The sequence below is a fragment of the Micromonospora sp. PTRAS2 genome (genome assembly GCF_054052245.1).
In genome coordinates, this window is the sequence record NZ_JBSWBU010000001.1 from 1,016,332 (window position 1) to 1,039,248 (window position 22,917).

A 22,917-nucleotide genomic window follows, 5' to 3' on the forward strand; every position below is an offset into this window, starting at 1 on the left:
AAAGGGGAGGTGCGGGCGTGGAGGGTCAGGAGAGAGCGACCACGGAGAGCAGCGAGACACGGTGACCCGGCAGCGAGACACGGTGGCCCGGCGGCGCGGCGCGGGGCCGCGCGGTCACTCGTCCGAGCGCAGGGCGCGGCGGGCGGCGGCCAGCACCTCCGGGTCGGTGCAGCCGGCGGCGTACCCGGCGATCCGGCGGCGGATGTCCCGGCCGAGCAGCCAACTCCCGACCCGGTGCGCGACGGGGTGCAGGAACGCCGGCCGGCAGCGGAAGTGGTACCGCCAGGTGGCGACCGACGTGCCGGGCTCCGGGCCGGGGGCGAACCGCCACCCGCCCGCGAACATCTCGAAGAACCACGGGCCCCGGACCATCTTCATCCCGACGTGGCTCGGCGGCGCGAAGGAGACGTACTCGCTGACCATCGTCAGGCCGTGCCGGGAACGGGTGAAGGTGCGCACGCCCTTGCCCGGGCGCGTCGCCCCGTCGGTGAAGTGCTGCTCGCGGACGAACGGGTCCCAGCGGTACCGGGCCGGCGCGACGGTCTGCGACACCGCGAAGGCCAGCTCGGGCGGCACCGGCACGGTGATCACCGACTCGACGACAGGCATCGTCCCATTGTGCCGCCCGTCAGCCAGGCAAGCTCGGGCGCGTGTGCGGGGGGCTCCTATCGTGCCGGGCATGAGTCCCGTGACGCCGCAGCAGCTCGCCCAGACCCGCGTCGTGGCCGCCGACGCCGTGCTCCGCAACGAGGTGGACTTCCGGGGCTATCCCCACCGGCACCTCGCCATCGCCGCCCGCCCGCGACTCAGCAGCAGCGGCGTCACCCAGCTCCTGGAGGCCGTCGAATACCTCGCCCACTACGGGTGGGAACTGGTCAACGTCAGCTCCTCCAGCAACAGCGGCCTGTTCTACGCGTTCCTGCGCCGCCGCTGAACCGCGGCCCCGCCGCTGGGCAACGCTCAGCGGCGCGGGGTCACGGCCGTCAGCAGCTCGGGGGCCCGCCGGTCCAGCACGTCACCGGCCAGGTACGCGCCGAGCAGCGCCGCGCCCAGCCCGTACGCCAGCCCCAAGGGCGTGGCCAGCCAGAGCCAGGCGTCGCCGAGCAACGCCGCGGCGACCACCATCGGCACGCTCGCCACCGCCGTGCCCAACATCGACAGCAGGGTGAGGAAGCTCTTCGCGACCCCGGCCCCGCTGTTCATCGCGAACGGGTTGCTCGTCTCCGGCAGCGAGTACGCCCCCAGCACCGAGACGAAGGCGCTGATCGCCAGCCCCGCACCGTACGTGGCGAGGAGGCTGCCCGCCATCACGCCCAGCCACGCCGGCCGACCCAGCAGCATCCCCAGGATCACGGTGACGACGGCGAGCATCGGCAGGACGTACACCGAGAAGGCGGCCATCCGGGCCCGCAGCTCCAGCCGGCCGGGGACCCCGGCGACCACGTTCGCCGCGTACGCGCTGCCGTCGAAGCCGAACTGGTTGGCCAGGGTCACCGAGGCGAGCAGGCCGACGAAGACCATCGAGATGCTGACCAGCACCGGGGACGAGTCGGGGGCGGCGAACTCCATGCCCTCCCCGGTGGAGAAGCTCGCCCCGCCGAAGTTGACCATCACCGGCACGAAGATGCCGACCACGGCGATCGTGATCAGGTTGGCCCGCCGCCGGGCGTCCCGCCACCAGTAGCGGCACTCCCGGGCCACCAGCGCGCCGAAGCGGTCCCGCCGTGCCCAGCCGACGGCCTTCGGAAAGAGCTGCCCGACCGCGCCGGGAACGGCCCCCGCCGCACCGCCCGCCGCCGCGCCGCCGCCGGTCTTCGCCGCGCCGCCGCGCACCTTGGCCCCGCCGCCGCGCACCCTGATCCGGCCGCCGCTGGCCGCCCCGACCATGGCCGACTCCAGCGACCGGGACCACCACCACAGCAGCGCGCCGATCGTCAGCGCGGTGATCAGCAGCTTCACCGGCACGGCCCAGGCCCGCCCCTCGGCCACGTCGATGCCGACCGTCCACGGCGCGCCGAACGGGGTCCAGCCGACGACCCGGGCCACCCCGGTCAGCCGGTCCCAGTCGGCCTGCTGTACGGCGGCCACCACCACGATCTGCAGCGGGCCGAGCAGCGCGGCGAGCACCGCCAGCAGCACGGCCGCCAGGTCGCGTACCCGACGGGAGCGCAACATGGTCGCGAACGCGCTAGTCATCGCCCGGCTGGCCGCGACGCAGAGCAGCAGCCCGGCGACCACCCCGACGGCCGCGACGAGCGCCGCCGCCGCGCCGCCGAGCAGGCCCGAGGTGAGCACCAGCCCGCCGGTCGCGATCAGCGCCGCCGCCGCCGGCACGCTGACCAGCGCGGCGGCGAACAGCCCGGTGACCAGGGTGCGCCGGGACAGCGGCAGCAGGGCGAACCGGGCCGGGTCGAGCGTCTCGTCCACCCCGAAGAAGACCAGCGGCAGCAGCAGCCAGCCGAGCACCAGCAGGCCGCCGCCGAACGCGGCGGCCATCAGCGCGTACGTCGGCTCGTCGGCCAGCCCTGGGGCGGCCAGCAGGAAGAAGCCGGTGGCGGCGAACCAGAGCCCGGCGATCATCCCGCCCACGAACATGGCGATGCGCCAGCCCTGGCCCCGGAAGTTGTTGCCCATCACCCGCAGCTTCAGCCGGACGAAGTGCCGGGCCGAGACGGGGCGGACCCGCTCGGCCGGTTGGCCGCCCGGCCCGGTCACCGCCATGGTCGCGCCCCGCTGGTCCGCGCCGGTCACCGGGACAGCCACGCCAGCTCCTCGCCCGTCGCTGTGCGCCCGCCGACCACCTCGACGAACACGTCCTCCAGCGAGCGGTCGCCGCGCACCTCGTCGAGCGTGCCGACCCGCTTGATCGTCCCCTCGGCGAGGATCGCGACGTGCGAGCAGAGCCGCTCGACGACCTCCATGACGTGGCTGGAGAAGATGACCGTCCCGCCGCCGACGACGTACCGGTGCAGGATGTCCCGGATCAGGGCCGCCGACACCGGGTCGACCGCCTCGAAGGGCTCGTCGAGCACCAGCAGCCGGGGCCCGTGCAGCAGCGCGCAGGCCAGGCCGATCTTCTTCTTCATGCCCGCCGAGTAGTCCACGACCAGCGTCCGGCCGGCGTCGCCGAGGGCGAGCACGTCGAGCAGCTCCGCCGCGCGCTGGTCGACCACCGCCGGGTCCATGCCGCGCAACAGACCGTGGTACGCCAGCAGCTCCGCCCCGCTGAGCCGGTCGAACAGCCGTACGCCGTCGGGCATCACGCCGAGGAGCTGCTTCGCCCGGACCGGGTCGGTCCACACGTCGTGCCCGAGCACCCAGGCGCCCCCCGCGTCGGGGCGCAGCAGTCCGACCGCCATGGACAGGGTGGTGGTCTTGCCGGCCCCGTTCGGGCCGAGCAGCCCGTAGAACGAACCGGCCGGCACGTCGAGGTCGACGCCCGCCACCGCCACCTTGCCGTCGAACCGCTTGGCGAGGCCACGCAGCGCGAGCGCGGGGTGCTCATCAGTCATGTTCCGACCGTATCCGGCGCTGGCCAGCGACCGCTCCCGCCCAGGGACGACCTGCGCCTCCTCCCCGGGCAGGAGGCGGCTCGGGTAGGTTGACGAAGGTCGTTCTTCGGATCCCGGTGCGAGGTGGCAGACAGTGCGGACGAGACTGGTGAACCCGAGCGGAGCGCCCGCCCCGGCAGGGCCCTACTCCCAGGTCGCCGAGGTGCGCCTCGGCGGTGCCACGCTTCTCGTGCTCTCCGGTCAGGTCGCCCTCGACGACGACAACCGCGACATCGTCGGGCCGGGCGACATGACGGCGCAGGCCGAGCGGACCCTGGACATCATCGGTCAACTGCTCGCCGCGCACGGCGCGACCTTCGCCGACGTGATCAACATCCGGACCTACCTCACCGACATGGCCCACCGCGCCGAGTACGCGGCGGTGCGCGGGAAGTACTTCACCGGTGATCTTCCGACCAGCACGACCGTCGAGGTGTCGAAGCTGTTCCGCGACGACGCGCTGATCGAGATCGAGGTCACCGCAGTCGTCAGCGCCACCTGAGCGCCGGAGTGTGAGAGGGGAACCCCTCTCTACCGGATGCGTTAAGAAGGGGCCCTTCCTTCGGAGCGGAGCGCCTCGGGGGAGTGCAGGCGCAGCATGGTGCCGGCCACGTCGGCCGGCAACCGCCGCCGGGACGCCACCGACACCGCGATCATCACCGTGAACGCGAGCGGCACCGTCCACGCCGCCGGCTGCGCGGTCAGCGTGGCCGGCCAGCCGGACAGCGGCGGGCCGAGCACCGTGACCAGCACCGCCCCGATCGCCGCCCCGCCGCCGGCCAGCACCCCGGCGGCGGCCCCCACGTCGGTCAGCCCCCGCCACCAGATGCCGAGCACCAGCAGCGGGCAGAAGCTGGACGCGGCGACGGCGAAGGCCAGCCCGACCACCTGGGAGACGTCCATCCCCGACACGTTCAGCGCGAGTGCCGCCGGCACCCCGCCCGCGATGACCGTGGCCAGCCGGAAGCCGCGCACCGAGCCCCGCCCCAGCACGTCCGTGGAGATCACCCCGGCGACGCTGGTGAGCAGCCCGGACGACGTCGACAGGAACGCGGCGAACGCCCCGGCGGCGACGAGCGCGGCGAGCAGCCGGCCGGTCAGGCCGTCGCCGAGCGCCGCGCCGGGCAGCAGCACCACCACCGCGTCGGTCTGCCCGGTCACCAGCAACTGCGGGGTGTAGATGCGGCCCAGCACCCCGTAGAGGGTGGGCAGCAGGTAGAACACGCCGACCAGGGCCAGCACCACCAGCGTGGTGCGCCGGGCCGCCGCCCCGTCGGGGTTGGTGTAGAACCGCACGAGCACGTGCGGCAGCCCCATGGTGCCCAGGAACGTGGCCAGGATCAGCGAGTACGTGGCGAACAGCCCCCGGTCGTCGTCCCCGGCGGCGCTGGGCAGCAGCCAGTCCGCGGCGTCGGTGGCCGTGCCGGAGACCTGCGGCACCGGGTCGCCGGCGGCGAAGTCGAGCCGGTCGCCGGGGCGTACCTCGCGGATGTCGCCGTCGGGGAGGGTGAGGGTCGCGCGGTGCTCGACCACGACGGTGGTCGCGGTCCGGAACGCCGGCCCGTCGGGCGGGGTCACCGCCGGGCGGGCGTCGGCCTGCCACTGCAACACCAGGAAGATCGCGGGTACGGCGAGCGCGGTCAGCTTCAGCCAGTACTGGAACGCCTGGACGAAGGTGATGGCCCGCATCCCGCCCAGCGCCACGTTCGCGGTGACCACCACCGCCACCACGAGCGCACCGACCGGGTACGCCGCCCCGGTCAGCGTGGCCAGGGTCAGCCCCGCCCCCTGCAGCTGCGGCACGAGGTACAGCCAGCCGATGAAGATCACGAAGGCGGTGGCGAGGGTCCGCAGCCGCCGCGACCCGAGCCGCACCTCGCAGAAGTCCGGCAGGGTGAACGCCCCGGAGCGGCGCAGCGGCGCGGCCACGAACAGCAGCAGGGCCAGGTAGCCGGCGGCGAAGCCGACGGGGTACCAGAGCACGTCCACGCCGTACTTGAGGATCAGCCCAGCCACGCCCAGGAAGCTCGCCGCCGACAGGTACTCCCCGCCGATCGCGGCGGCGTTCCAGGTCGGGCTGACCGAGCGGGAGGCGACGAGGAAGTCGGAGGTGGTCCGGGCCAGCCGCAGCCCGTAGAAGCCGATCCCGACCGTGACCAGGGTGACCGCGACGATCGCGGGGACGACGTACCCGTTGCCCATCTCAGCGCTCCGGCCGCTGGACCAGGTCGGTGAAGTCCTGCTCGTTGCGCTCGGCGAGCCACACGTACGCCCAGCCGACGGCGATGAGGAACGGGAAGGAGACCAGCCCCAGCAGCAGCCAGGGCAGGTTGATGCCGAACACGGTGACCCGGCCGACCGAGGGCGCGATGGCGAACAGCCAGGGCAGGCCGCCCAGGCCGATCAGCACCACCAGGCTCAGCCGCAGCGCCAGGGCGAGCTGGGCCCGCACCAGGCCCCGGACGAGCGCCTCGCCGACCCGGGTCTGCTGGGCCAGCTCGGCGCGCGCCCGGTCGGCGTCGGGCTCCCGGCGGGACACCTCGGCCAGCACGATCCGGGTCCGGCCGGGCGCGGTCGGCGTTGCGCCTGTCGCCTGGCCCGGGGTGCCGCCCGGCGTCTCGTCCCGGGCCGGTGCCCGGGGTGCCGGTGCGGGGTCGTCGGGTGCGGCCACCCCGGCAGTCTGGCCCGATCGGTGGGAATGTCAAGACCGGTGTGGCCGCTGGGCGCATCGCCCCGGTTCACCGGTTCCCGCAGTCGACGGCCGGCGCGCCGATCGGCCCCGCCGCGAGCAGGTCGCGGGCGGTCGCCCGGCCCAGGTTGGCCGTCCAGGCACCGTCGGCCGGCAACGTGCCGGCGAGGTCCCGCAGCGCGCACGAGCGCAGCGGCTCGGGCAGCCGGGCCAGCGCCGGCACCGCGTCGGCCGACAGCCCCGACAGGTACGACACGTCGATCCGGCCGGTCTGCCGGTGCCGGTCGACGTTGCGTTCGGCGATCAGCCGGTCCGGGTTCACCGCGGCCAGCCCGAGCAGGGCGAGCACCGCCGTGCCCACCACCAGCACGGGCAGCCGGCCCGCCCGCAGCAGCAGCACGGCCACGCCGACCAGCACGAACAGGGCCCCGAGCCACAGTTCGACGGCGGCCACCACTAGGCGCAGCCGGGTGGCCCCGTACGCGTCGGCGTAGACCTGCATCCGATACAGCGCCGAGGCGACGACGACCAGGCTGAGTGCGGTGAGCGTGCCGAGCAGGACCCGGACGAGGACTCGGTCGGCGCGGGTGGTGCGGGGCGCCCAGCGGGCCGCCCCGGCGATCACCAGCAGGGTCAGCGCGGAGACCGCGAGGAGCTGCCAGAACCCGCCGCGGGCGTACTGGGCGTAGCTGAGGCCGGCGGTGCGCAGCACGTGCGCGGAGCCGCCGAACAGCACGGCGAGCTGCACCAGCACGAACGCGGCGAACAGCGCGTCGAGCAGGGCCAGCGGCACGGCCCACTCCAGCCGGCGCACGGACCGGGCCGGGGCGACCCGCAGCCTGTCCAGGTCGGCCGGCGCGATCACCAGGTACGCCGCGCCGAGCAGCCCGCCACCGACCAGGGCGACGCGGAACAGCCAGCCGACCGCCCCGCCGACGCCGACCTCGGGCAGCGCGCCGGTGAGCAGGTCCGCGAAGACCGCGTCGGCGGAGGCGAGCAGCAGGCCGAAGACGAGGAGCAGTCCCACCGAGGCGGCGCCGGTGGCGAGCGCGCGCCGCAGCGTCGAGGCGGCCGGGCCGACGCGGCGCGCACCCCGTACCGCCCAGGGCAGCGCCCGGAACGGGGCGGCCGGGGTCAGCGCGACGGCGGCCAGCATGCCGAGCGGCGTCCGGGCGCCCACCACGGCGAGCGCTCCGGTGACCACGGCGGCGAGCAGGCAGAGCGTGAAGAGCCAGCCGGCGGCCCGGACGTACCCGACCGAGACGAGGGCGATCGTCGCGGCGGTCCAGGCCAGCCGGGCGGCCCGCCCCGGCGCCCCCGTGGCGTCGGGACGGGCCACCCCCGCTGCGTCCCCGCCGCTCTCGGCGGGAGCTGGGGCCGTGGCCGTGGCATCGGCCGGTGCCGCCGGTGCCGCCGGTGCCGCCGTGGCGGCAGGGGTGGACTTGGCGCGGGCCGCCGTCACCAGGGCGGCCGTGGCGACGAGCGCGGCGAGCGGCCAACCGAGGCCGGGGCGGTCGAGCGGGACGACCGTCGCCGCGACGACGGCGGCACCGCCCACCGCGCCGAGCACGACGGGCCGAGCACCGCTTGTCGCCCCCGACGCCTTCAGATCTTGGTACGAATGCGCCCTCATGGGGGCCGTTTCGTACCAAGATCTCCCGGCGGGTTGGGGTGCAACAGGCATGGTGACTCCTCGGTCGGGCCGGGAAGGGACAAGTCGGGCCGGGAAGGGAGAAGAGCGGAAGAGACCGGGTCAGAGCGGGGCGGTGGCCGGGAGGGTGACCCGGATGCGGCAGCCCGGGGGTGCGCCGGGCGACTCCGGGTGCGGATCGAGGACGGCGATCGTGCCGCCGTGCAGCTCCACCACCCAGCGCGCGATGGCCAGCCCCAGGCCGGTGCCGCCGCCGGGTGACCGGTCGCCCCGGGTGAACCGCTCGAACACCCGGGACCGCTCCTCGACCGGGATGCCGTCGCCCTCGTCGGCCACCTCGAAGTGCAGCCGGCCGTCGCGTTCCGCCGCGCTGACCAGCACCGTCCCGCCGGGCGGGCTGTGCCGGGCGGCGTTGTCCAGGAGGTTCGCGAAGACCTGGTGGAGCCGCCCCGGGTCGGCGTACCCGGTCAGCGGGGCCGTCGGCGGGCGGAGCCGGAACCGGACGTCGCGCCCGACCCCGGCGGACGTCGCCGCCGCGTGCTCCACCGCCTCGCCGAGGAAGTCGACCAGGTCGATCCGCACCCGGCGCAGCGGCACCACCCCGGCGTCCAACCGGGACAGGTCGAGCAGGTCCGCGACGAGGTGGCCGAGCCGCTCCGTCTGGGCCAGCGCGGTCCGCAGCGCGGCCGGCTCGGTGGGCGCGACCCCGTCGACCAGGTTCTCCAGCACCGCCCGCAGCGCGGTGATCGGGGTACGCAGCTCGTGCGAGACGTTCGCGATCAGCTCCCGCCGACGCTGGTCGGCGGCGGCGAGGTCGGCGGCCATCTTGTTGAACGCGTGGGCCAGCTCGCCCACCTCGTCGCGCGAGGTGGCGCGCACCCGCCGGGAGTAGTCGCCCCGGGCCATCGCCCCCGCCGCCGCGGTCATCTCGCGCAGCGGGGAGGTCATCCCGTGCGCCAGCACCTGCGACGTGAGCAGGGCCAGGCCGATCGCGGTCAGCGAGGTCATCGGCGGCAGCCAGCCGATGGCCCACCAGAAGTAGCCCATCCCGGCGGCACCCGACGCGACCAGCAGCAGGCCGAGCTTCACCTTGATCGAGCGGACCGGGTCGAGCGGGCGGGGCAGCACCTTGTTGAGCCAGGTCACGAGGCGGTCGGTCACGGCTGGACCTCCAGCGCGTACCCGACGCCGTGCACGGTGCGGATCAGGTCCGCGCCGAGCTTGCGCCGCAGGGCCTTGACGTGGCTGTCCACGGTGCGGGTGCCGGAGCCCTCGGCCCAGCCCCAGACGTCGGCGAGCAGCCGCTCCCGGGGCAGCACCGTGCGCGGTCGGCCGGCCAGGTGCACCAGCAGGTCGAACTCGGTGGGCGTCAGGTGCACCTCGACGCCGGCCCGTGACACCCGACGTTCGGCCTGGTTGATCTCCACGTCGCCGACCGTGAGCGCGGCGGGCGCGGCGGCCGCCGCCCGCTCGACCCGGCGCAGCAGCACGTGCACCCGGGCGGCCAGCTCGCGCAGCGAGAACGGCTTGGTGAGGTAGTCGTCCGCGCCGACGGCCAGCCCGACCAGCAGGTCGGTCTCGTCGTCGCGGGCGGTGAGCATGAGGACCGGCACCGGCCGGTGGGCGCGGACCGCCGCCGTGGTGTCGGGCGGCCCGGCCTGGATCCGCCGGCACACCTCCAGGCCGTCGAAGCCGGGCAGCATCACGTCGAGTACGACGAGGTCGGGCTGCCACGCCCGGAACCGGGCGACCGCCGTGGGGCCGTCCCCGGCGGTCTCCACCGTGAATCCCTCGGCCCGCAGCCGGGCGGCGACCGACTCGGCGATCGTCCGCTCGTCCTCGACCACCAGGATCCTGCGTTCCCTCATGGCAGCTGACTGTAGGCAGCGGCTGTGGAGATCGGTGGGGAGCGTTGTGAACAACCTGTGGAGAACTCTCCACACCTGTGGATAACCCGGTGGACAACGCGGATCGGAGCCGGCGGCAGCGCGCCGCCGGCCCCGACCCGTGCCAGCTCAGCTCGTGGGGACGACCAACTTCACCGGGAGCGTGCCGGTCGTTGGCACCGGTGAACCGGCTGGCCGCATCCCCTGACCAGTGGGTGTGGTGGTGACGACGGCCTTGGGGAGCAGCTTCGGACTGAGCACGGTGGTCTGGTTGGCGACCACCTCGACGCCGAGGAGATCCTGGGAGAAGTACGACTTGTCCGGCGCGTACAGGAAGATGTCGTGCCGGCCCTGGGGCACGCCGGTGAGGGTGACCTGGCCGTTGTAACTGCACACTTCCTGGTAGTCGTTGTACGCGGCGTGGGCGCAGAAGTTGGTCACCCGCGCCCCGGTGACCGAGTTCACCGCCGAGATCCGCACCGATCCGGTGCCGAGCAGGCTGTCCTCGATGCTGGTCTGCTCTCCGCCCCGCACCACCACCGCGTCGGCGCTCTCAAGGTCGAGCTTGCCCCGGTAGTGCTGCTCCCGGCTGCCTTTCCTGAAGCGCACCTTGTACGAGCCGGCGAGCAGGGTCGGGATCGTGAAGGTGCCCGTCGCGTCGGTCCGCGCGTTGATTCCGTTGTACCCGTTGACCGTGGTGACCGAGACGTCTGCCGAAGTCAGCGGCGTGCCCGAGGTGGTGGTGAAACGGCCGGAGAGGCTGCCGGTCGGCAGCACCGTCTCGTCGACGACGGTGTCCGCGTCGGCCGTGACCTCGAACCGGCCGGCGTCCTCCCGGTCGAGCTTCCCTGGCACGTACTGCTTCTGGAAGGAGCCCTCGACAGGTTCGAAACGCAGATGGTAGGTGCCGGGCCGCACCCTGATGCGGTACCGCCCGTCCTCATCGGTCCGCCCCGCGCCCCACTGGGAGCCGTCGGCCTCGCTCGCGTTGACGCCGAGGTCGGACACCGGTTGGCCCGAGGTGTCGGTGATCTGCCCGGTGAGGAAGCCGGTCGGCAGGATCTGGTCGTCGGCCCGGGCCGTCTCGCCGGCGGTAACGATCACGTCGTCGGCTTCTCGCAGCTCCGTCGTCTGCCGGTAGTACTGCTCGATACCGTCGGCGTAGAACATGACCGTGTACCGGCCGGGGGCCAGGCCGGTGACCGTCCAGTCTCCGGTGCTGTCCGTCTGGGCCGAGGCGACGTGCTCGTACTCGCCACTGGGGTAGACCACGAGGGGGATGTTGGTGGCGGCGGCACCGCTGCTGGTGGTCAGCCGTCCGACGATCGTGCCGGTCTCCGTCGCGAACGCCGGGGGCGCCCCGGCCAGCACGACGGCACCGACAAGCATGCCTGCGACGGAGGCGCGACGTAGGAGAGGTAGGCGCATCTGCGTCCCAACGTGAGAGGTGGGGACGGCCACCGCAGGCTCCGCTCAACCCGGTCCGGCGCCCCCGTGCGGAATCGGTAGCAGCAGAATATACGCACGATGATCGATCGGTCACCGAAAGTGCGTCGCCGGAACCCCCGGCCGCGACCGTCGGCGGCGGGTCGCCCGGTCAGCGGTTCCAGTCCTGCTTGGCGGCGCGCACCAGCTTGTCCTTCAGCTCCCGGGTGTGCCGGCGGCTCACCGGCAGCTCCGCCGAGTCGATCACCACCACGTACCCGGAGTTGACCAGCCGCAGCTCGGCGATGAGCTTGAGCTGCACCAGGTACGACCGGTGGGTGCGGACGAACCCGGCGTCGGCCCAGCGCTCGGCGAGGGTGGCCAGCGACACCCGCACCAGGTGGGAGCCGTCGGTGGTGTGCAGCCGGGCGTAGTCGCCCTGCGCCTCCACCCAGCGCACCGCCGAACGGGGCAGCATCCGCGTCGTCCCCGCCAGCTCGATCGGGATCGTCGGGTCCTCCTCGGCGCGGGCCAGCGCCGCCGGATGCGTGGCGACCACCCGGGAGCCGATGACCCGGCGCAGCGACTCGGCCAGCCGCTCCGCCCGCACCGGCTTGCGCACGTAGTCCGTCGCGCCCAGGTCGAACGCGTCCACCGCCCCGTCGTCGTACGCGGTGACGAAGACGATCGCCGGGGGCCGGGCGAACCGGCGCAGCACCCGGGCCAGCTCCATCCCGTCGAGGCCGGGCATCCGGATGTCGAGGAACACCACGTCCACGTCGGCGTCGCGGAGCACCCGCAGCGCCTCGGTGGCGTCGCCCGCCGTGTGCAGCCGGGCCACCCGGGGGTCGGCCCGCAGGTGGTACGCCAGCTCGTCCAGCGCCGGCGGCTCGTCGTCGACGGCGAGCACCCGCAGGAAGCCGGGGCTGGTCACGAGGCGACCCGCACACCGGGGTGGAACTTCGGCACCCGCATGCTCACCTTCGTGCCCGAACCGAGGCCCGTCTCGACGACCAGGCCGAACCGGTCCCCGAAGGCCGAGCGGAGCCGCTCGTCGACGTTCGACAGGCCGACGTGCTGGCCCGGGTCGTCGGCGGGGTCGCTGCCGGCCCCGGCCAGCTCGGCGATGCCGGCGGTCAGTGTCGTCGGGTCCATGCCCACTCCGTCGTCCTCCACCGTGATGTGGCATTCGGCGCCCGCGTCGCGGGCCTCGATGCTCACCATGCCGGTGCCGGGCTTGCGGGACAACCCGTGCCGGACGGCGTTCTCCACCAACGGCTGGAGGCAGAGGAACGGCAGGGTCACCGGCAGCACCTCCGGGGCGATCTGCAGCCGCACCTGCAGCCGGTCGCCGAACCGGGCCCGTTCGATGGTCAGATAGCGGTCGATCGAGCGCAGTTCCTCCGCGAGGGTGGTGAACTCGCCGTGCGCCCGGAAGGAGTAGCGGGTGAACTCGGCGAACTCCAGGATCAGCTCCCGGGCCCGTTCCGGGTCGGTGCGCACGAAGGAGCCGATGGCGGTCAGCGCGTTGTAGATGAAGTGCGGGCTGATCTGGGCGCGCAGCGCGCGTACCTCGGCGCGGGCCAGCCGCTCCCGGGAGGCGTCCAGCTCGGCCAGGGCGAGCTGGTTGCCGGCCCAGTGCGCCGTCTCCAGGGTGGCCTGCACCAGCCCCGGGGCGGGCGGGCCGTCGGCGACGGCGATCAGCGCGCCGACCACCCGGCCGTCGGCGCGCAGCGGCGCGACCACCGCGCCCCGCACCGGGCAGTCGACCCGGTCGCAGTGCAGCTCCGCCTCCCCCAGCACCGTCGACCGCCCGCCGGAGGCCGCCCGCCGGGCCGCCGCGACCAGCTGGTCGGCGTGGTGCGTGCCGCGCCCGTCGAGGGCGAGCAGCGCGTCCCGGTCCGTCAGGGCCAGCCCGGCCGCGCCGACGAGGGCCCGCAGATGGCGTACGGCCTTCGCCGCGCCCGCCGCGCTCAGGCCCGTACGCAGCGGCTCGGCGGCCAGCCCGGCGGTGTGCAGCACCTCGTAGGTGGCCCGCTGGGTGGCGGTGGCGATGCCCCGGCGGGCGCGCAGCCGGACCACCGCGTACAGGGCGGCGCCCAGCGCGGTGACCAGGGAGACGACGCCGAGCACGGCGGAGAGGTTGCCAGCCACCCCGCGATCCTGACGGCTGTCGTCGCCGCGCGCTAGTACGCGCCTTTGCGGGCCAGCACCACGCCCACCGTGCGCCACAGGATGCTCAGGTCGTATGCCAAAGACCAGTTGTCGACGTAGTAGAGGTCGAGCCGGACGGCCTCGTCCCAGGACAGGTCGGAGCGGCCGGAGACCTGCCACAGCCCCGTCATGCCGGGCCGCACCAGCAGCCGGCGGCGCACGTCGCCGAGGAAGTCGCCGTCGTCGGCGGGCAGCGGACGCGGCCCCACCAGCGACATCTCGCCCCACAGCACGTTGATCAACTGGGGCAGCTCGTCGAGCGAGGAGGCCCGCAGGAAGCGGCCCACCGGGAAGACCCGGGGGTCGTGCTTCATCTTGAACAGCATGCCGTCGGTCTCGTTCTGGTCGACCAGGCCGGCGAGCCGGTCCTCGGCGTCGACGTACATGGTGCGGAACTTCCACACCCGGAACGTGCGGCCCTCGTGGCCGACCCGGGGCTGGCGGAAGAAGACGGGGCCGGGGTCGGAGAGCCGGATGGCCGCCCCGATCGCCAGGAACACCGGCACGAGCAGGAGCAGGCCGAGGCCGGCGGCGACCCGGTCCATCAGGTTCTTGGCCAGCAGCGCCGGGCCCGACAGGGTCGGCTCCTCGACGTGCAGCAGCGGCAGCCCCTCGATGGGGCGGATGTGCACCCGGGGGCCGGCGATGTCGGTGAGCTGCGGGGCCACCACCAGGTCGACGCCGGAGCCTTCGAGCTGCCAGGCCAGCCGGCGCAGCTCGCCCGGCTCGGCGCTGGCGGAGCCGCAGACCGCGATCGTGTCGCCGCCGACCTCCCGCACCAGGGCGAGGACGTCGCGGCCCGCGTACACCGGGACGGGGGTCTGGATGCCCCGGGCCGCCGCGTAGCCGTCGGTGATGTGGATGGCCACCGGGACCAGCCCGGCGCTCGGGTTGCGGGTGACCGCGGTGTAGACCTCCAGGCACTCCGGCAGGGTGCCGACCAACACCATCCGGTGCCCGGCCTGGCCGACCCGGCGGCGCACCGCGTGCAGGGTGAACCGGGCCAGGATGCGGCCGAACAGGATCAGCACCAACGCCCCGAGCAGCGCGAAACCGACGGTGTAGCGGGACAGGTCGGTCTTGGTGGCGAACGCGATGAACGAGACGGTGGCGGCCACCGCCACGCCGGCACGGATCACCCGTTTGAACTCGTCCGGCCCGAGCCCCATGTAACGCCGGTCGTAGGCCCGGTTGCCCCAGAGGATGACCAGCCAGCCGAGCGGCAGCAGCAGGAACGCGACCGTGTAGAACCAGGTCGGGTCCGCCTGGGCGTTGTAGAAGCCGGCCCGGGCCTGCCCGAACGCCTCCTGCGCGGCCCAGTCGGCCAGCACCACGGCGAGGAAGTCGACCAGCAGCAGGGCGGCCGTGTAGGGGCGGTGCCAGCGGGAGACGCGCCGGCGGGCCCGCGCCCACGCCGACCGGGGGACACCGTTGTGGGACGGCGGTGTCGGCGGCTGGATCTCGAAGCTGTCGACGTGCCGCACGAGTTGGCTCCGGCCTGTGTTGGTTACCGGGCGCTGGAGGCTAGTCGTCACCTCACCCATGTCCTCCCGCATGACGCGCGCCGCTCACTCGCAGTGAGGGCCCGGGTCGCCCACCGTTCAGTTTCCCACGCGGGGCCCGCGCCGGACGTCGACCCGAGGGAGTTCGCGCCCAGTGCGCCGCATGGGATCCGGCCGGCTCCACCTCAGGTGCGAAAAGCCGGGGACCGGGCCACTATACCGATGGATGACGGACCGGGTAGAGGCGCGGACCGGGAGGATCGGCGCTCCGGAGGCGAATCCCCTCCGTAACCCCCGGGTGTCGTTACTCACCGTACGATTCGCGACAACCGTCGGTCAGCCAACGGCTTCCCGCCGGTCTGACAGGTCGGGCAATATTGCAGGCTCGAATCGGCGAAACTGACCTCCCGGACCGTATCGCCGCAGACGGGGCACGGCAGGCCGGTGCGGGCGTGCACGGCCAGCCCCGAACGCTTCTCACCCTTCAGTTCCGCCGCCCGGTGTCCCAGCGACCGGGACACCGCGTCGCCCAGCACCCGCCCGGTCGCCCCGTGCAGGGCGGCGACCTGATCGTCGGTGAGCCGGTCGGTCAGCGCGAACGGCGACAGCTTCGCCGCGTGCAGGATCTCGTCGGAGTACGCGTTGCCGACCCCGGCCAGCACCGACTGGTCCGTCAGCACCCCCTTGACCTGGCCCCGCCGGCTGCGGATGCGCGCGGCGAACGTGGGCAGGTCGGCGGCGAGCGCGTCCGGGCCGAGCTTCGCCACCCCCGGCACCGTCGCCGGGTCGGCCACCAGGTAGGCGGCCAGCTTCTTCTGGGTGCCCGCCTCGGTCAGGTCGAAGCCGGAGCCGTCGTCGAGCCGCACCCGCAGCGCGATCGGCCCCTTGCCGGGGCGCAGCGGCACACCGGACGGGAACGACTCCCGGTAGTGCAGCCAGCCGGCCCGCGCCAGGTGCACCACCAGGTGCAGGTCGCCGTCGAAGACGACGTCGAGGAACTTGCCGTGCCGCCGCGCGTCGGTCACCGTGCGCCCCGACACGGCGGCCGGCGCCGGATCGTACGTCTTCAGGGCGCTGATCGCGGCGACCTCGACCCGGTCGACGCGCCGGGACACGGCGCGCTCCCGCAGGTAGCCGGCTAGCGCTTCCACCTCGGGAAGTTCGGGCATCGTTCAACGGTAGCCTTCCTTCCCGTGAGAATCGTGGTGGCGCACAACCGGTATCGGGAAGCCCAGCCGTCCGGCGAGAACACCATCGTCGACGCGGAGATCGCCCAGCTCCGCGCGGCGGGGGTGGAGGTGCTGCCGTTCCTGCGCAGCTCCGACGAGATCCCGAGCCTGCCGAAGACGGCGAAGGCGCTGCTGCCGATCTCCCCGATCTACGCCCCCCGCGCCCAGCAGGAGCTGAGCCGGCTGATCACCGAGCACCGGCCGGACGTGCTGCACCTGCACAACCCGTACCCCCTGCTCTCGCCCTGGGTGGTGCGGACCGCGCACAAGCACAACGTGCCGGTGGTGCAGACGGTGCACAACTACCGGCAGGTCTGCTCCTCCGGGCTCTACTTCCGCGACGGGGTGATCTGCCAGGACTGCCGGGGCCGGGCGCTCGGCGTGCCGGCGATCGTGCACCGCTGCTACCGGGGGTCGCGGGCGCAGAGCGCGCTGATGGCCACCACCCTGGCCGTGCACCGGGGCACCTGGCACTCGGTGGACCGGTTCATCGCCCTCACCAGCGCCGTCGGCGACCACCTGCGCGACTACGGGGTGCCGGCGGAGCGGATCGTGGTGAAGCCGAACGGCATCCCCGACCCGGGCATCCCCGCGCCGCTGGGCGACGGCTTCCTCTACATGGCGCGGCTCTCCCCCGAGAAGGGGCTGGGGCTGCTGCTGGACGCCTGGCGGCGGCACCCGGACGGTTCCCTCGGGCCGCTGCGCATCGCCGGGGACGGCGAGCTGCGCCACCTGGCCGAGGCCGCCGCCGCCGAGCGCGCCGACGTCACCTATCTGGGGCCGCTGGACCGCGCCGGGGTGCGCGCCGCCATCGACGCCAGCGCGGTGATCATCGCCGCGTCCACCTGGCACGACGTGCTGCCCACGGTGATCATCGAGGCGCTGGCCAGCGGGCGGCCGGTGCTCGGCACCGCCCTCGGCGGCATCCCGTACCTCGTCGGCGCGGACGCCCCCCGCGAGCCCGCCGGCACCGGCCCGGCCGCCGTCGCCACGGCCGCCCCCGGGGTGGGTCGCGTCCCGCTGCCGCACGGGGTGCAGGAGGGCGAGACGGGCTGGGTGGTGGCCCCGGAGCCGGCCGCGATGGCCGCCGCGCTGCCGGTGGCCCGCGCGGGCGCGGCGGCGCTGGCCGCACCGGCGCGGTTGCGCTACGAGCGTACGTTCCACCCCGACGTGGTCACCAAGCGCCTCATCGACGTGTACGCCTCGCTGGCGCGCTGAGCTTTCCCGAGCCTTTCGGCGGCTGCTACGAGGCGAGCCGCTCGGGTGCGTGGCGGCGGGGGTCGGTCGGCTCGATGGCGCGCACGGGCCTGTCGACCTCGGCCTTGTTGATCTCGGCCCGGTTGATTTCGGCCCACACGGCGTCGAGGGAGAGGCCGAGGACGTCGGCGATCGCCGCGATGGTCGAGAAGGCCGGGGTCGCCACGCGCCCCGACTCGATCTTGCGAAGGGTCTCCGGCGAGACGCGGGCGTCGAGCGCGGTGTGGAGCATCGAGCGGTCCCCCCGGGCGTGGCGCAGCAGGGCGCCGAGGCGCTGCCCGCGCTCGACCTCCTCGGGGGTGAGCGGCAACCTGACCATGCGGCCGATTCTAGTACCGGGATAGTATGGCCGGGATAGTTATTGGTGGCACGAGGAAGGCGCCGCATGATCGAGATCCTGAGCCCCACCCAACTGCCCCGGGCACGGGAGGCCGGCGCCCTGGTCGCCGAGATCCTCCAGACGCTCAGGGGCCGCTGCGAGGTGGGCACCAACCTCCTCGACATCGACCGGTGGGCCCAGGCCATGATCGTCGAGGCCGGGGCGTCGTCCTGCTACGTCGACTACGCGCCGTCCTTCGGGCGCGGGCCCTTCGGCCACTACATCTGCACCTCCGTCAACGACGCCGTGCTGCACGGGCTGCCCCACGACTACGCACTCGCCGACGGCGACCTGCTCTCCCTCGACCTCGCCGTCTCCGTGGGCGGCGTCGTCGCCGACTCCGCGATCAGCTTCATCGTGGGCGACTCCAAGTCTCCGGAGAGCGTGTCGCTGATCGCCGCGACCGAACGCGCGCTCGCCGCCGGCATCGCCGCCGCCGGGCCGGGGGCACGCATCGGCGACATCTCCCACGCCATCGGCACGACGTTGCAGTCCGCCGGCTACTCGGTCAACACCCAGTTCGGCGGGCACGGCGTCGGGTCGACCATGCACCAGGACCCGCACGTGTCCAACACCGGGCGACCCGGCCGGGGCTACAAGCTGCGCCCCGGGCTGCTGCTGGCCCTGGAGCCGTGGATCATGGCGGACACCGACGAGCTGGTCACCGACGAAGACGGGTGGACGCTGCGCAGCAAGACGGGCTGCCGCACGGCGCACAGCGAGCACACGATCGCCATCACCGAGGACGGGGCCGAGATCCTCACCCTGCCGAGGCAGGCGTAGTCGTGCCGCCGTAGAACGGTTTGTGGGTACAGTGGTGGCGTTGTCGGCACAAGGGAGGCGTGCGATGAGCACCGTGTCTGTGCGCGAGTTCTCCTACAATCCCAGCGCGATGTTCGCCCGGGTGGAACGGGGCGAGACGATCGAGGTGACGCGGCACGGCAGCGTGATCGCCGTGCTGCTGCCGGGCGCTGGGACGCTCGGCAGATACACCTCCCTGGTGGCCAAAGGCGTGATCCGCCTCAAGGCGACCACCACGAGCGACCTCGACCGGCTACCCCGTTACGATGCACCGCCCGATGTGTCGCCCCTTGACCTGCTGCTGGCCGACCGCGAGGACGACGAACGTTGATCTACCTCGACTCGTCCGCCCTGATCACACTGCTCTCCGGCCGCACCTACGCCACCGAGCTGCAAGAGTTCCTGGAAAGCCGGGCTGGTGTGCCGATGGCGACCAGCTCGGTGGGATTCGTCGAGACGGTACGCACCCTCGACCGGATCGGCGACTATCCGGACGCCATGCAGATGCTGGCCCGAAACTTCACCGAGATCCTGCTGACCGAGGAGGTTCGGGATCTCGCGGCAGCTCTCCCCACCGGGATCCGCACGTTGGATGCCCTGCACGTGGCGAGTGCCCAGGTTCTCGGTGATGCGCTCGACGTGCTGGTCACGTACGACAAGCGGATGGCGGACATCGCAGCCTCGGTGGGCGTGCCGGTCGCGGCTCCCGGCACCGACCAGCCAGCCACCTGACCCTGTGACACGGCAGCGGGGTGAGGGGTGCAAGGTCGTGCCCGATCGCGGAAATAGTGGCCTCCAAGCGGCCACGATGCCACTCCTTCCCTGATCGAGCGCGATCTTCCGCCCAAGGTGTCGCCCCTCGGTCTGCTGCTGGCTGACCGCGAGGACGACGAGCGGATCGGCTACAGGCCGAGAACCTGTCGGACGCACTCTTCGACGCGGTGGAGCTCTGCCGGTGCCAACCTGCCGAGTCGTCGGCGCAGGCGAGGTTTGTCGACGGTGTGCAGGTCGGTGCAGTTGATCCGGCTGGTCCGTCAAACGTGACCTCACCGCACCTGACCTGCCTGGCTGCGGTTAGGTCGACGTCCGGTCACCGCTGGGTGTTGCCTCCCGGGGCCCACTCGTTGGCGAAGGTCTCCATCTGCCGGATGACCAGATCGACGGCGGCGCGCTCGTGGTCCGGCGGGTAGTCGTAGCGAGCCAGCAGCCGGCGGATGTGGCTGCGGAGCTTGGCACGCACCGGCTCACGGGAGAACCAGTCGACCGTGATCGACGACTGGATCGACCGGACCAGCTCCCGGGCGATCTCGGCCAAGGTGCCGATGCCCATGAGCTCGGTGGCCGCGCCGTTCTGCGCGACGGCGTCGTAGAAGGCCAGCTCGGCGTGGTTGAGCGGAGGGTCGAACTGGTGGCCGCGCCGGGCGTCCGCCGACACCTGCTTGGCTAGCTCGACCAGCTCGACGATGAGCTGCGCGCTGGTCAACTGCTGGCGCATGTAGCGATTCATCAGGTCTTCTAGCTGGGCGGAGAATCGCTCCTGACGAACCACGTTGTGCTTGGTGACCTCACGCATCTTCTGCTCGATCAGCCGACGGAGCGCGGAGACGGCGAGGTGTGGGGTCTCCGAGTCCCGCAGGCGCTGCAACGCGACCTCGTTGAGCTCGGTGATGTCGAGTTTGCCGAGGCCCGCCTCCTCGTAGATGTCGGTGATATCGGCGGCGTCGACCACCTCGGCGGCGAGCGCGGCCAGGTAGCGCTCGACCTGAGCCGTGTTGGGCAGGCCCCTGGCCTCCCGGTCGGCGGCCTCCTCTTTCACGATCCAGACCCGGACGTCCCGGAAAAACTGGATGTCGCGGCGCAGGCGCTGGATGTCGCCGGCACGATCAACGAAGTAGTTGCTGCTGGAGCAGAGCGCGTAGAACCGCTCCAGCCGGCCCGCCGAGTCGCGGAACCGCTGGTGCAGCGGCTTCGTGCCGGGCTCGACGACGTTGCCAGGGGTGCGCGGATCGCGCAGGAAGTTGACCGTCTTCCGCACCGCCCGCAACCAGCGGGCCGGGATCTTCGCATCGTCGAGGATCGCCCGCCACTTGACCGGGGCCACCATGGCCTCGATGGCGGCTATCTCGTTGTGCACCTCGCTGACCGCCCGGTCGATGTCCCGGCCCAGGGTCTGGTCCTCCTGGTCGCTCGGGGTGTATTCGGTGAGCGCCTTGCGCAGGTTCTCGGTCAGCGGGGCGTAGCCGACCAGCAGCCCGTCCTGCTTCTCCCGGAAGCGACGGTTGACCCGGGCGAGCGCCTGCATGAGGTTGGCGCCCTTCATCGGCCGGTCCATGTAGATGGTGTGGATCGGCGGCGCGTCGTAGCCGGTGAGCAGCATCGAGTGCACGATGAGCAGCTCCAGCGGGTCGTCCGGGTTCTTGGCGCGGGCCTGGACGATCTTCTGCTGCGACGGGCGCAGGTGATGCGGACGGAACATCTCCTCGTCGCTGGGGGCGCTGTGGAAGACGATCTTCATCTTGCCCTTGTCGACGGCCGGGTCCGCCCAGCGGTCCTGCTGCTTTAGCTCCTTGATGGCGTCGAAGACCCGGACGCAGATCTCCCGGGTCGCGCAGACAAGCATCGCCTTGCCCGGCCCGCCGAGCTGAGGCTTCATCAGCTCGCGCCGCTTCTCCCAGTGTGCGACGAGGTCCTTCGCCAGGGTCTCGACCCGGTCGGGGGCACCGTAGATGGTGTTCATGGTGGCCGCGTATGCCTCGGCCCTGCGCCGCTCGGCGTCGTCCAGGCTGGCGGTGAGCGTCTCCACCTGCTCGTCGATGCTGTCCGGGTCGATGTCCGGCGGCAGCGACACCGGGATGATCCGCGGCTCGTGGTAGACCCGCACGGTTGCCTCGTCGTCAACGGCGCGCTTGAGGTCGTACACGTCGATGTAGTCACCGAAGACGGCGCGGGTGTTCACCTCGGCGCTGGCGATCGGCGTGCCGGTGAAGGCGATGAACGTGGCGTAGGGCAGCGCGTCGCGCAGGTGGCGGGCGTAGCCGTCGAGGCTGTCGTAGTGGCTGCGGTGCGCCTCGTCGACGATAACCAGGATGTTGCGCCGGTCGGAGAGCAGCGGATGCGCCCGCCCGGCCTCCCGCTCTTCCCGCGTACGCCCGAACTTCTGCAACGTCGTGAAGATGATGCCGCCCGCGTTCCGGTTCGACAGCTTGTCGCGCAGCTCGGCGCGGGTCTCGGCCTGCTCCGGCTCCTGGCCGAGCAGCAACTGGCTGTCCTGGAACGTGCCGTAGAGCTGGTCGTCGAGGTCGGTGCGGTCGGTGAGTACCACGATGGTCGGGTTCTTCAGCGCCGGTTGACGGCTGGTCAGCGCCGCCGTGCAGACCATCTCCTCGGACTTGCCGGAGCCCTGGGTGTGCCAGACGACGCCCGCCTTCCCGTCGCTGCGCGAGGCCCGCACGATGCACTCGACGGCCCGGACGACCGCGAAATACTGGTGCGCCTTGGCGATCCGCTTGCCCTTCGGCGTGAAGTTGACGAAGCCGCCGGCCAGCTCCAGGAAGCGCCGCTGGTTGAACAGGCCGTGGAGAGCGACGATCAGCGCCTCCGGGCCGTCGTAGTCGGGCGCGGTGGTGTCGACGGGAACGCCCTCGTCGTCAACGTTCCACGGCGCGAAGTGCTCGTACGGGGTGAACGGGGTGCCGTACTTCGCGGTGATCCCGTCGGAGACCAGGCACAGCACGGCGTACCGGAACGCCAGCGGGAACTCCGCGAGGTACGTCTCAAGCTGAGCGTGCGCGCCGGTGAGGGTGGCATTCTCGTCGGCGGCGTTCTTCAGCTCGACGACGGCGACCGGCAGCCCGTTGAGGTAGAGCACGACGTCGAGCCGCCGCCGGGAATCACCGTCGATGATCGTGACCTGGTTGATCGCCCGGTAGACGTTGCGGCCGGGGTCGTGCAGGTCAACCAGGCGCACGGTGGGGTTGTGCTCGGCACCGTAGGCGTCGGTGTAGACGATGGAGATGCCGTGCACCAGTCGCTTGTGCGCCTCCCGGTTCTCAGCGAACGCCTCCCGTGAGGCGACTTCGGTAGCGGCCCGCACCGCGTCGGCGACCGCTGTGGGGGGCAGGTCGGGGTTGAGTCGCTCGACGGCCGCCCGGAGATCCTGGAAGAGCACCAGTTCGGCCCAGTCCCGCCGCTGCCCCGACCCAGGCGCGAAGTCCTTCCCGGCATCCGGCTCCCAGCCAAGCTCGCCGAGCTGATCCAGCGCGAGTGCCTCCCAGCCAGCCTCGGTCAATCGCCCATCCAACCCCATCCCAGCCCCTCCCCGTGAACCTTTGTC

The 22,917-nt window shown here is 72.8% G+C and carries 22 protein-coding genes; 6 read left to right on the top strand and 16 right to left on the bottom strand.

The genetic code is table 11. From position 1 onward, the window contains the following. Positions 1–114: 114 nt before the first annotated feature. Positions 115–609, bottom strand: coding sequence for an SRPBCC family protein (locus ACVMYR_RS04840; protein WP_457121164.1), 495 nt, complete (start codon positions 607–609; stop codon positions 115–117). A 70-nt stretch (positions 610–679) separates the two neighbouring features. On the opposite strand from ACVMYR_RS04840, the gene ACVMYR_RS04845 reads away from it, so the two are divergent. Beyond that, complete coding sequence (locus ACVMYR_RS04845) at positions 680–934, top strand: hypothetical protein (protein ID WP_043960895.1); 255 nt, start codon at positions 680–682, stop codon at positions 932–934. 26 nt (positions 935–960) lie between these two features. Here ACVMYR_RS04845 and ACVMYR_RS04850 read toward each other — a convergent pair whose 3' ends face one another. Beyond that, complete coding sequence (locus ACVMYR_RS04850) at positions 961–2,721, bottom strand: ABC transporter permease (protein ID WP_457121299.1); 1,761 nt, start codon at positions 2,719–2,721, stop codon at positions 961–963. Positions 2,722–2,747: 26 nt separating this feature from the next. Next, entirely contained in the window at positions 2,748–3,512 is a 765-nt protein-coding gene (locus ACVMYR_RS04855; RefSeq protein WP_077935274.1) for an ABC transporter ATP-binding protein, read from the bottom strand. A 133-nt stretch (positions 3,513–3,645) separates the two neighbouring features. Here ACVMYR_RS04855 and ACVMYR_RS04860 point away from each other — a divergent pair, with 133 nt between their 5' ends. Then, on the top strand, positions 3,646–4,053 hold the full coding sequence (locus ACVMYR_RS04860) for a RidA family protein (protein WP_457121165.1): 408 nt from the start codon (positions 3,646–3,648) through the stop codon (positions 4,051–4,053). Positions 4,054–4,094: 41 nt separating this feature from the next. On the opposite strand, the gene ACVMYR_RS04865 is transcribed toward ACVMYR_RS04860, so the two are convergent. The 10 genes from ACVMYR_RS04865 to ACVMYR_RS04910 form a co-directional block, all read right to left on the bottom strand. After that, the gene (locus ACVMYR_RS04865; RefSeq protein ID WP_077935272.1) at positions 4,095–5,753 is read right to left on the bottom strand and encodes a sodium/solute symporter; all 1,659 of its coding nucleotides are present in this window, start codon (positions 5,751–5,753) and stop codon (positions 4,095–4,097) included. 1 nt (position 5,754) lies between these two features. Continuing rightward, positions 5,755–6,105: a DUF485 domain-containing protein gene (locus tag ACVMYR_RS04870; protein ID WP_043963597.1), complete on the bottom strand. Its 351-nt coding sequence runs from the start codon at positions 6,103–6,105 to the stop codon at positions 5,755–5,757. A gap of 184 nt (positions 6,106–6,289) precedes the next feature. Continuing rightward, a complete protein-coding gene (locus ACVMYR_RS04875) occupies positions 6,290–7,810 on the bottom strand; it encodes a DUF4153 domain-containing protein (RefSeq protein ID WP_457121166.1) in 1,521 nt (506 codons plus the stop codon). Between the two features lie 183 nt (positions 7,811–7,993). Beyond that, positions 7,994–9,052, bottom strand: coding sequence for a HAMP domain-containing sensor histidine kinase (locus ACVMYR_RS04880; RefSeq protein ID WP_431897448.1), 1,059 nt, complete (start codon positions 9,050–9,052; stop codon positions 7,994–7,996). Continuing rightward, positions 9,049–9,759, bottom strand: coding sequence for a response regulator transcription factor (locus tag ACVMYR_RS04885; RefSeq protein ID WP_396792952.1), 711 nt, complete (start codon positions 9,757–9,759; stop codon positions 9,049–9,051). The genes ACVMYR_RS04880 and ACVMYR_RS04885 overlap by 4 nt, the downstream gene beginning before the upstream one ends. A gap of 147 nt (positions 9,760–9,906) precedes the next feature. Further along, on the bottom strand, positions 9,907–11,166 hold the full coding sequence (locus tag ACVMYR_RS04890) for a carboxypeptidase-like regulatory domain-containing protein (RefSeq protein WP_431897452.1): 1,260 nt from the start codon (positions 11,164–11,166) through the stop codon (positions 9,907–9,909). Between the two features lie 208 nt (positions 11,167–11,374). Then, a complete protein-coding gene (locus ACVMYR_RS04895; RefSeq protein ID WP_457121167.1) occupies positions 11,375–12,136 on the bottom strand; it encodes a LytR/AlgR family response regulator transcription factor in 762 nt (253 codons plus the stop codon). Then, positions 12,133–13,356 carry a sensor histidine kinase gene (locus tag ACVMYR_RS04900; protein ID WP_396792948.1) on the bottom strand — a complete coding sequence of 408 codons (1,224 nt, stop codon included), beginning with the start codon at positions 13,354–13,356 and terminating at the stop codon, positions 12,133–12,135. The genes ACVMYR_RS04895 and ACVMYR_RS04900 overlap by 4 nt, the downstream gene beginning before the upstream one ends. A 32-nt stretch (positions 13,357–13,388) precedes the next feature. Further along, positions 13,389–14,960: a sugar transferase gene (locus ACVMYR_RS04905; RefSeq protein ID WP_176734105.1), complete on the bottom strand. Its 1,572-nt coding sequence runs from the start codon at positions 14,958–14,960 to the stop codon at positions 13,389–13,391. Positions 14,961–15,226: 266 nt separating this feature from the next. Beyond that, positions 15,227–16,087 carry an Fpg/Nei family DNA glycosylase gene (locus ACVMYR_RS04910; protein ID WP_363632621.1) on the bottom strand — a complete coding sequence of 287 codons (861 nt, stop codon included), beginning with the start codon at positions 16,085–16,087 and terminating at the stop codon, positions 15,227–15,229. 24 nt (positions 16,088–16,111) lie between these two features. Between ACVMYR_RS04910 and ACVMYR_RS04915 the strand changes: the two genes are divergently transcribed. After that, positions 16,112–17,365: a glycosyltransferase family 4 protein gene (locus ACVMYR_RS04915; protein ID WP_077935264.1), complete on the top strand. Its 1,254-nt coding sequence runs from the start codon at positions 16,112–16,114 to the stop codon at positions 17,363–17,365. A 25-nt stretch (positions 17,366–17,390) separates the two neighbouring features. On the opposite strand, the gene ACVMYR_RS04920 is transcribed toward ACVMYR_RS04915, so the two are convergent. Further along, positions 17,391–17,723: a helix-turn-helix domain-containing protein gene (locus ACVMYR_RS04920; protein ID WP_077935263.1), complete on the bottom strand. Its 333-nt coding sequence runs from the start codon at positions 17,721–17,723 to the stop codon at positions 17,391–17,393. A 66-nt stretch (positions 17,724–17,789) separates the two neighbouring features. Here ACVMYR_RS04920 and map point away from each other — a divergent pair, with 66 nt between their 5' ends. The 3 genes from map to ACVMYR_RS04935 all read left to right on the top strand — a co-directional run bounded on the left by map (position 17,790) and on the right by ACVMYR_RS04935 (position 19,316). Beyond that, the gene (gene map / locus ACVMYR_RS04925; RefSeq protein WP_457121168.1) at positions 17,790–18,566 is read left to right on the top strand and encodes a type I methionyl aminopeptidase; all 777 of its coding nucleotides are present in this window, start codon (positions 17,790–17,792) and stop codon (positions 18,564–18,566) included. Positions 18,567–18,630: 64 nt separating this feature from the next. Beyond that, positions 18,631–18,915 carry a type II toxin-antitoxin system Phd/YefM family antitoxin gene (locus ACVMYR_RS04930; RefSeq protein WP_077935261.1) on the top strand — a complete coding sequence of 95 codons (285 nt, stop codon included), beginning with the start codon at positions 18,631–18,633 and terminating at the stop codon, positions 18,913–18,915. Beyond that, positions 18,912–19,316: a type II toxin-antitoxin system VapC family toxin gene (locus ACVMYR_RS04935; protein ID WP_077935260.1), complete on the top strand. Its 405-nt coding sequence runs from the start codon at positions 18,912–18,914 to the stop codon at positions 19,314–19,316. Before ACVMYR_RS04930 ends, ACVMYR_RS04935 begins: the two co-directional genes overlap by 4 nt. 170 nt (positions 19,317–19,486) lie before the next feature. On the opposite strand, the gene ACVMYR_RS04940 is transcribed toward ACVMYR_RS04935, so the two are convergent. Together ACVMYR_RS04940 and ACVMYR_RS04945 are read right to left on the bottom strand one after the other, a co-directional pair. Next, positions 19,487–19,606, bottom strand: coding sequence for a type II toxin-antitoxin system PemK/MazF family toxin (locus ACVMYR_RS04940; RefSeq protein ID WP_144082491.1), 120 nt, complete (start codon positions 19,604–19,606; stop codon positions 19,487–19,489). Positions 19,607–19,674: 68 nt separating this feature from the next. Continuing rightward, positions 19,675–22,890 (bottom strand): type I restriction endonuclease subunit R, encoded by a 3,216-nt coding sequence (locus tag ACVMYR_RS04945; RefSeq protein ID WP_457121169.1) that lies wholly within the window; start codon positions 22,888–22,890, stop codon positions 19,675–19,677. Between the last annotated feature and the right edge of the window lie 27 nt (positions 22,891–22,917).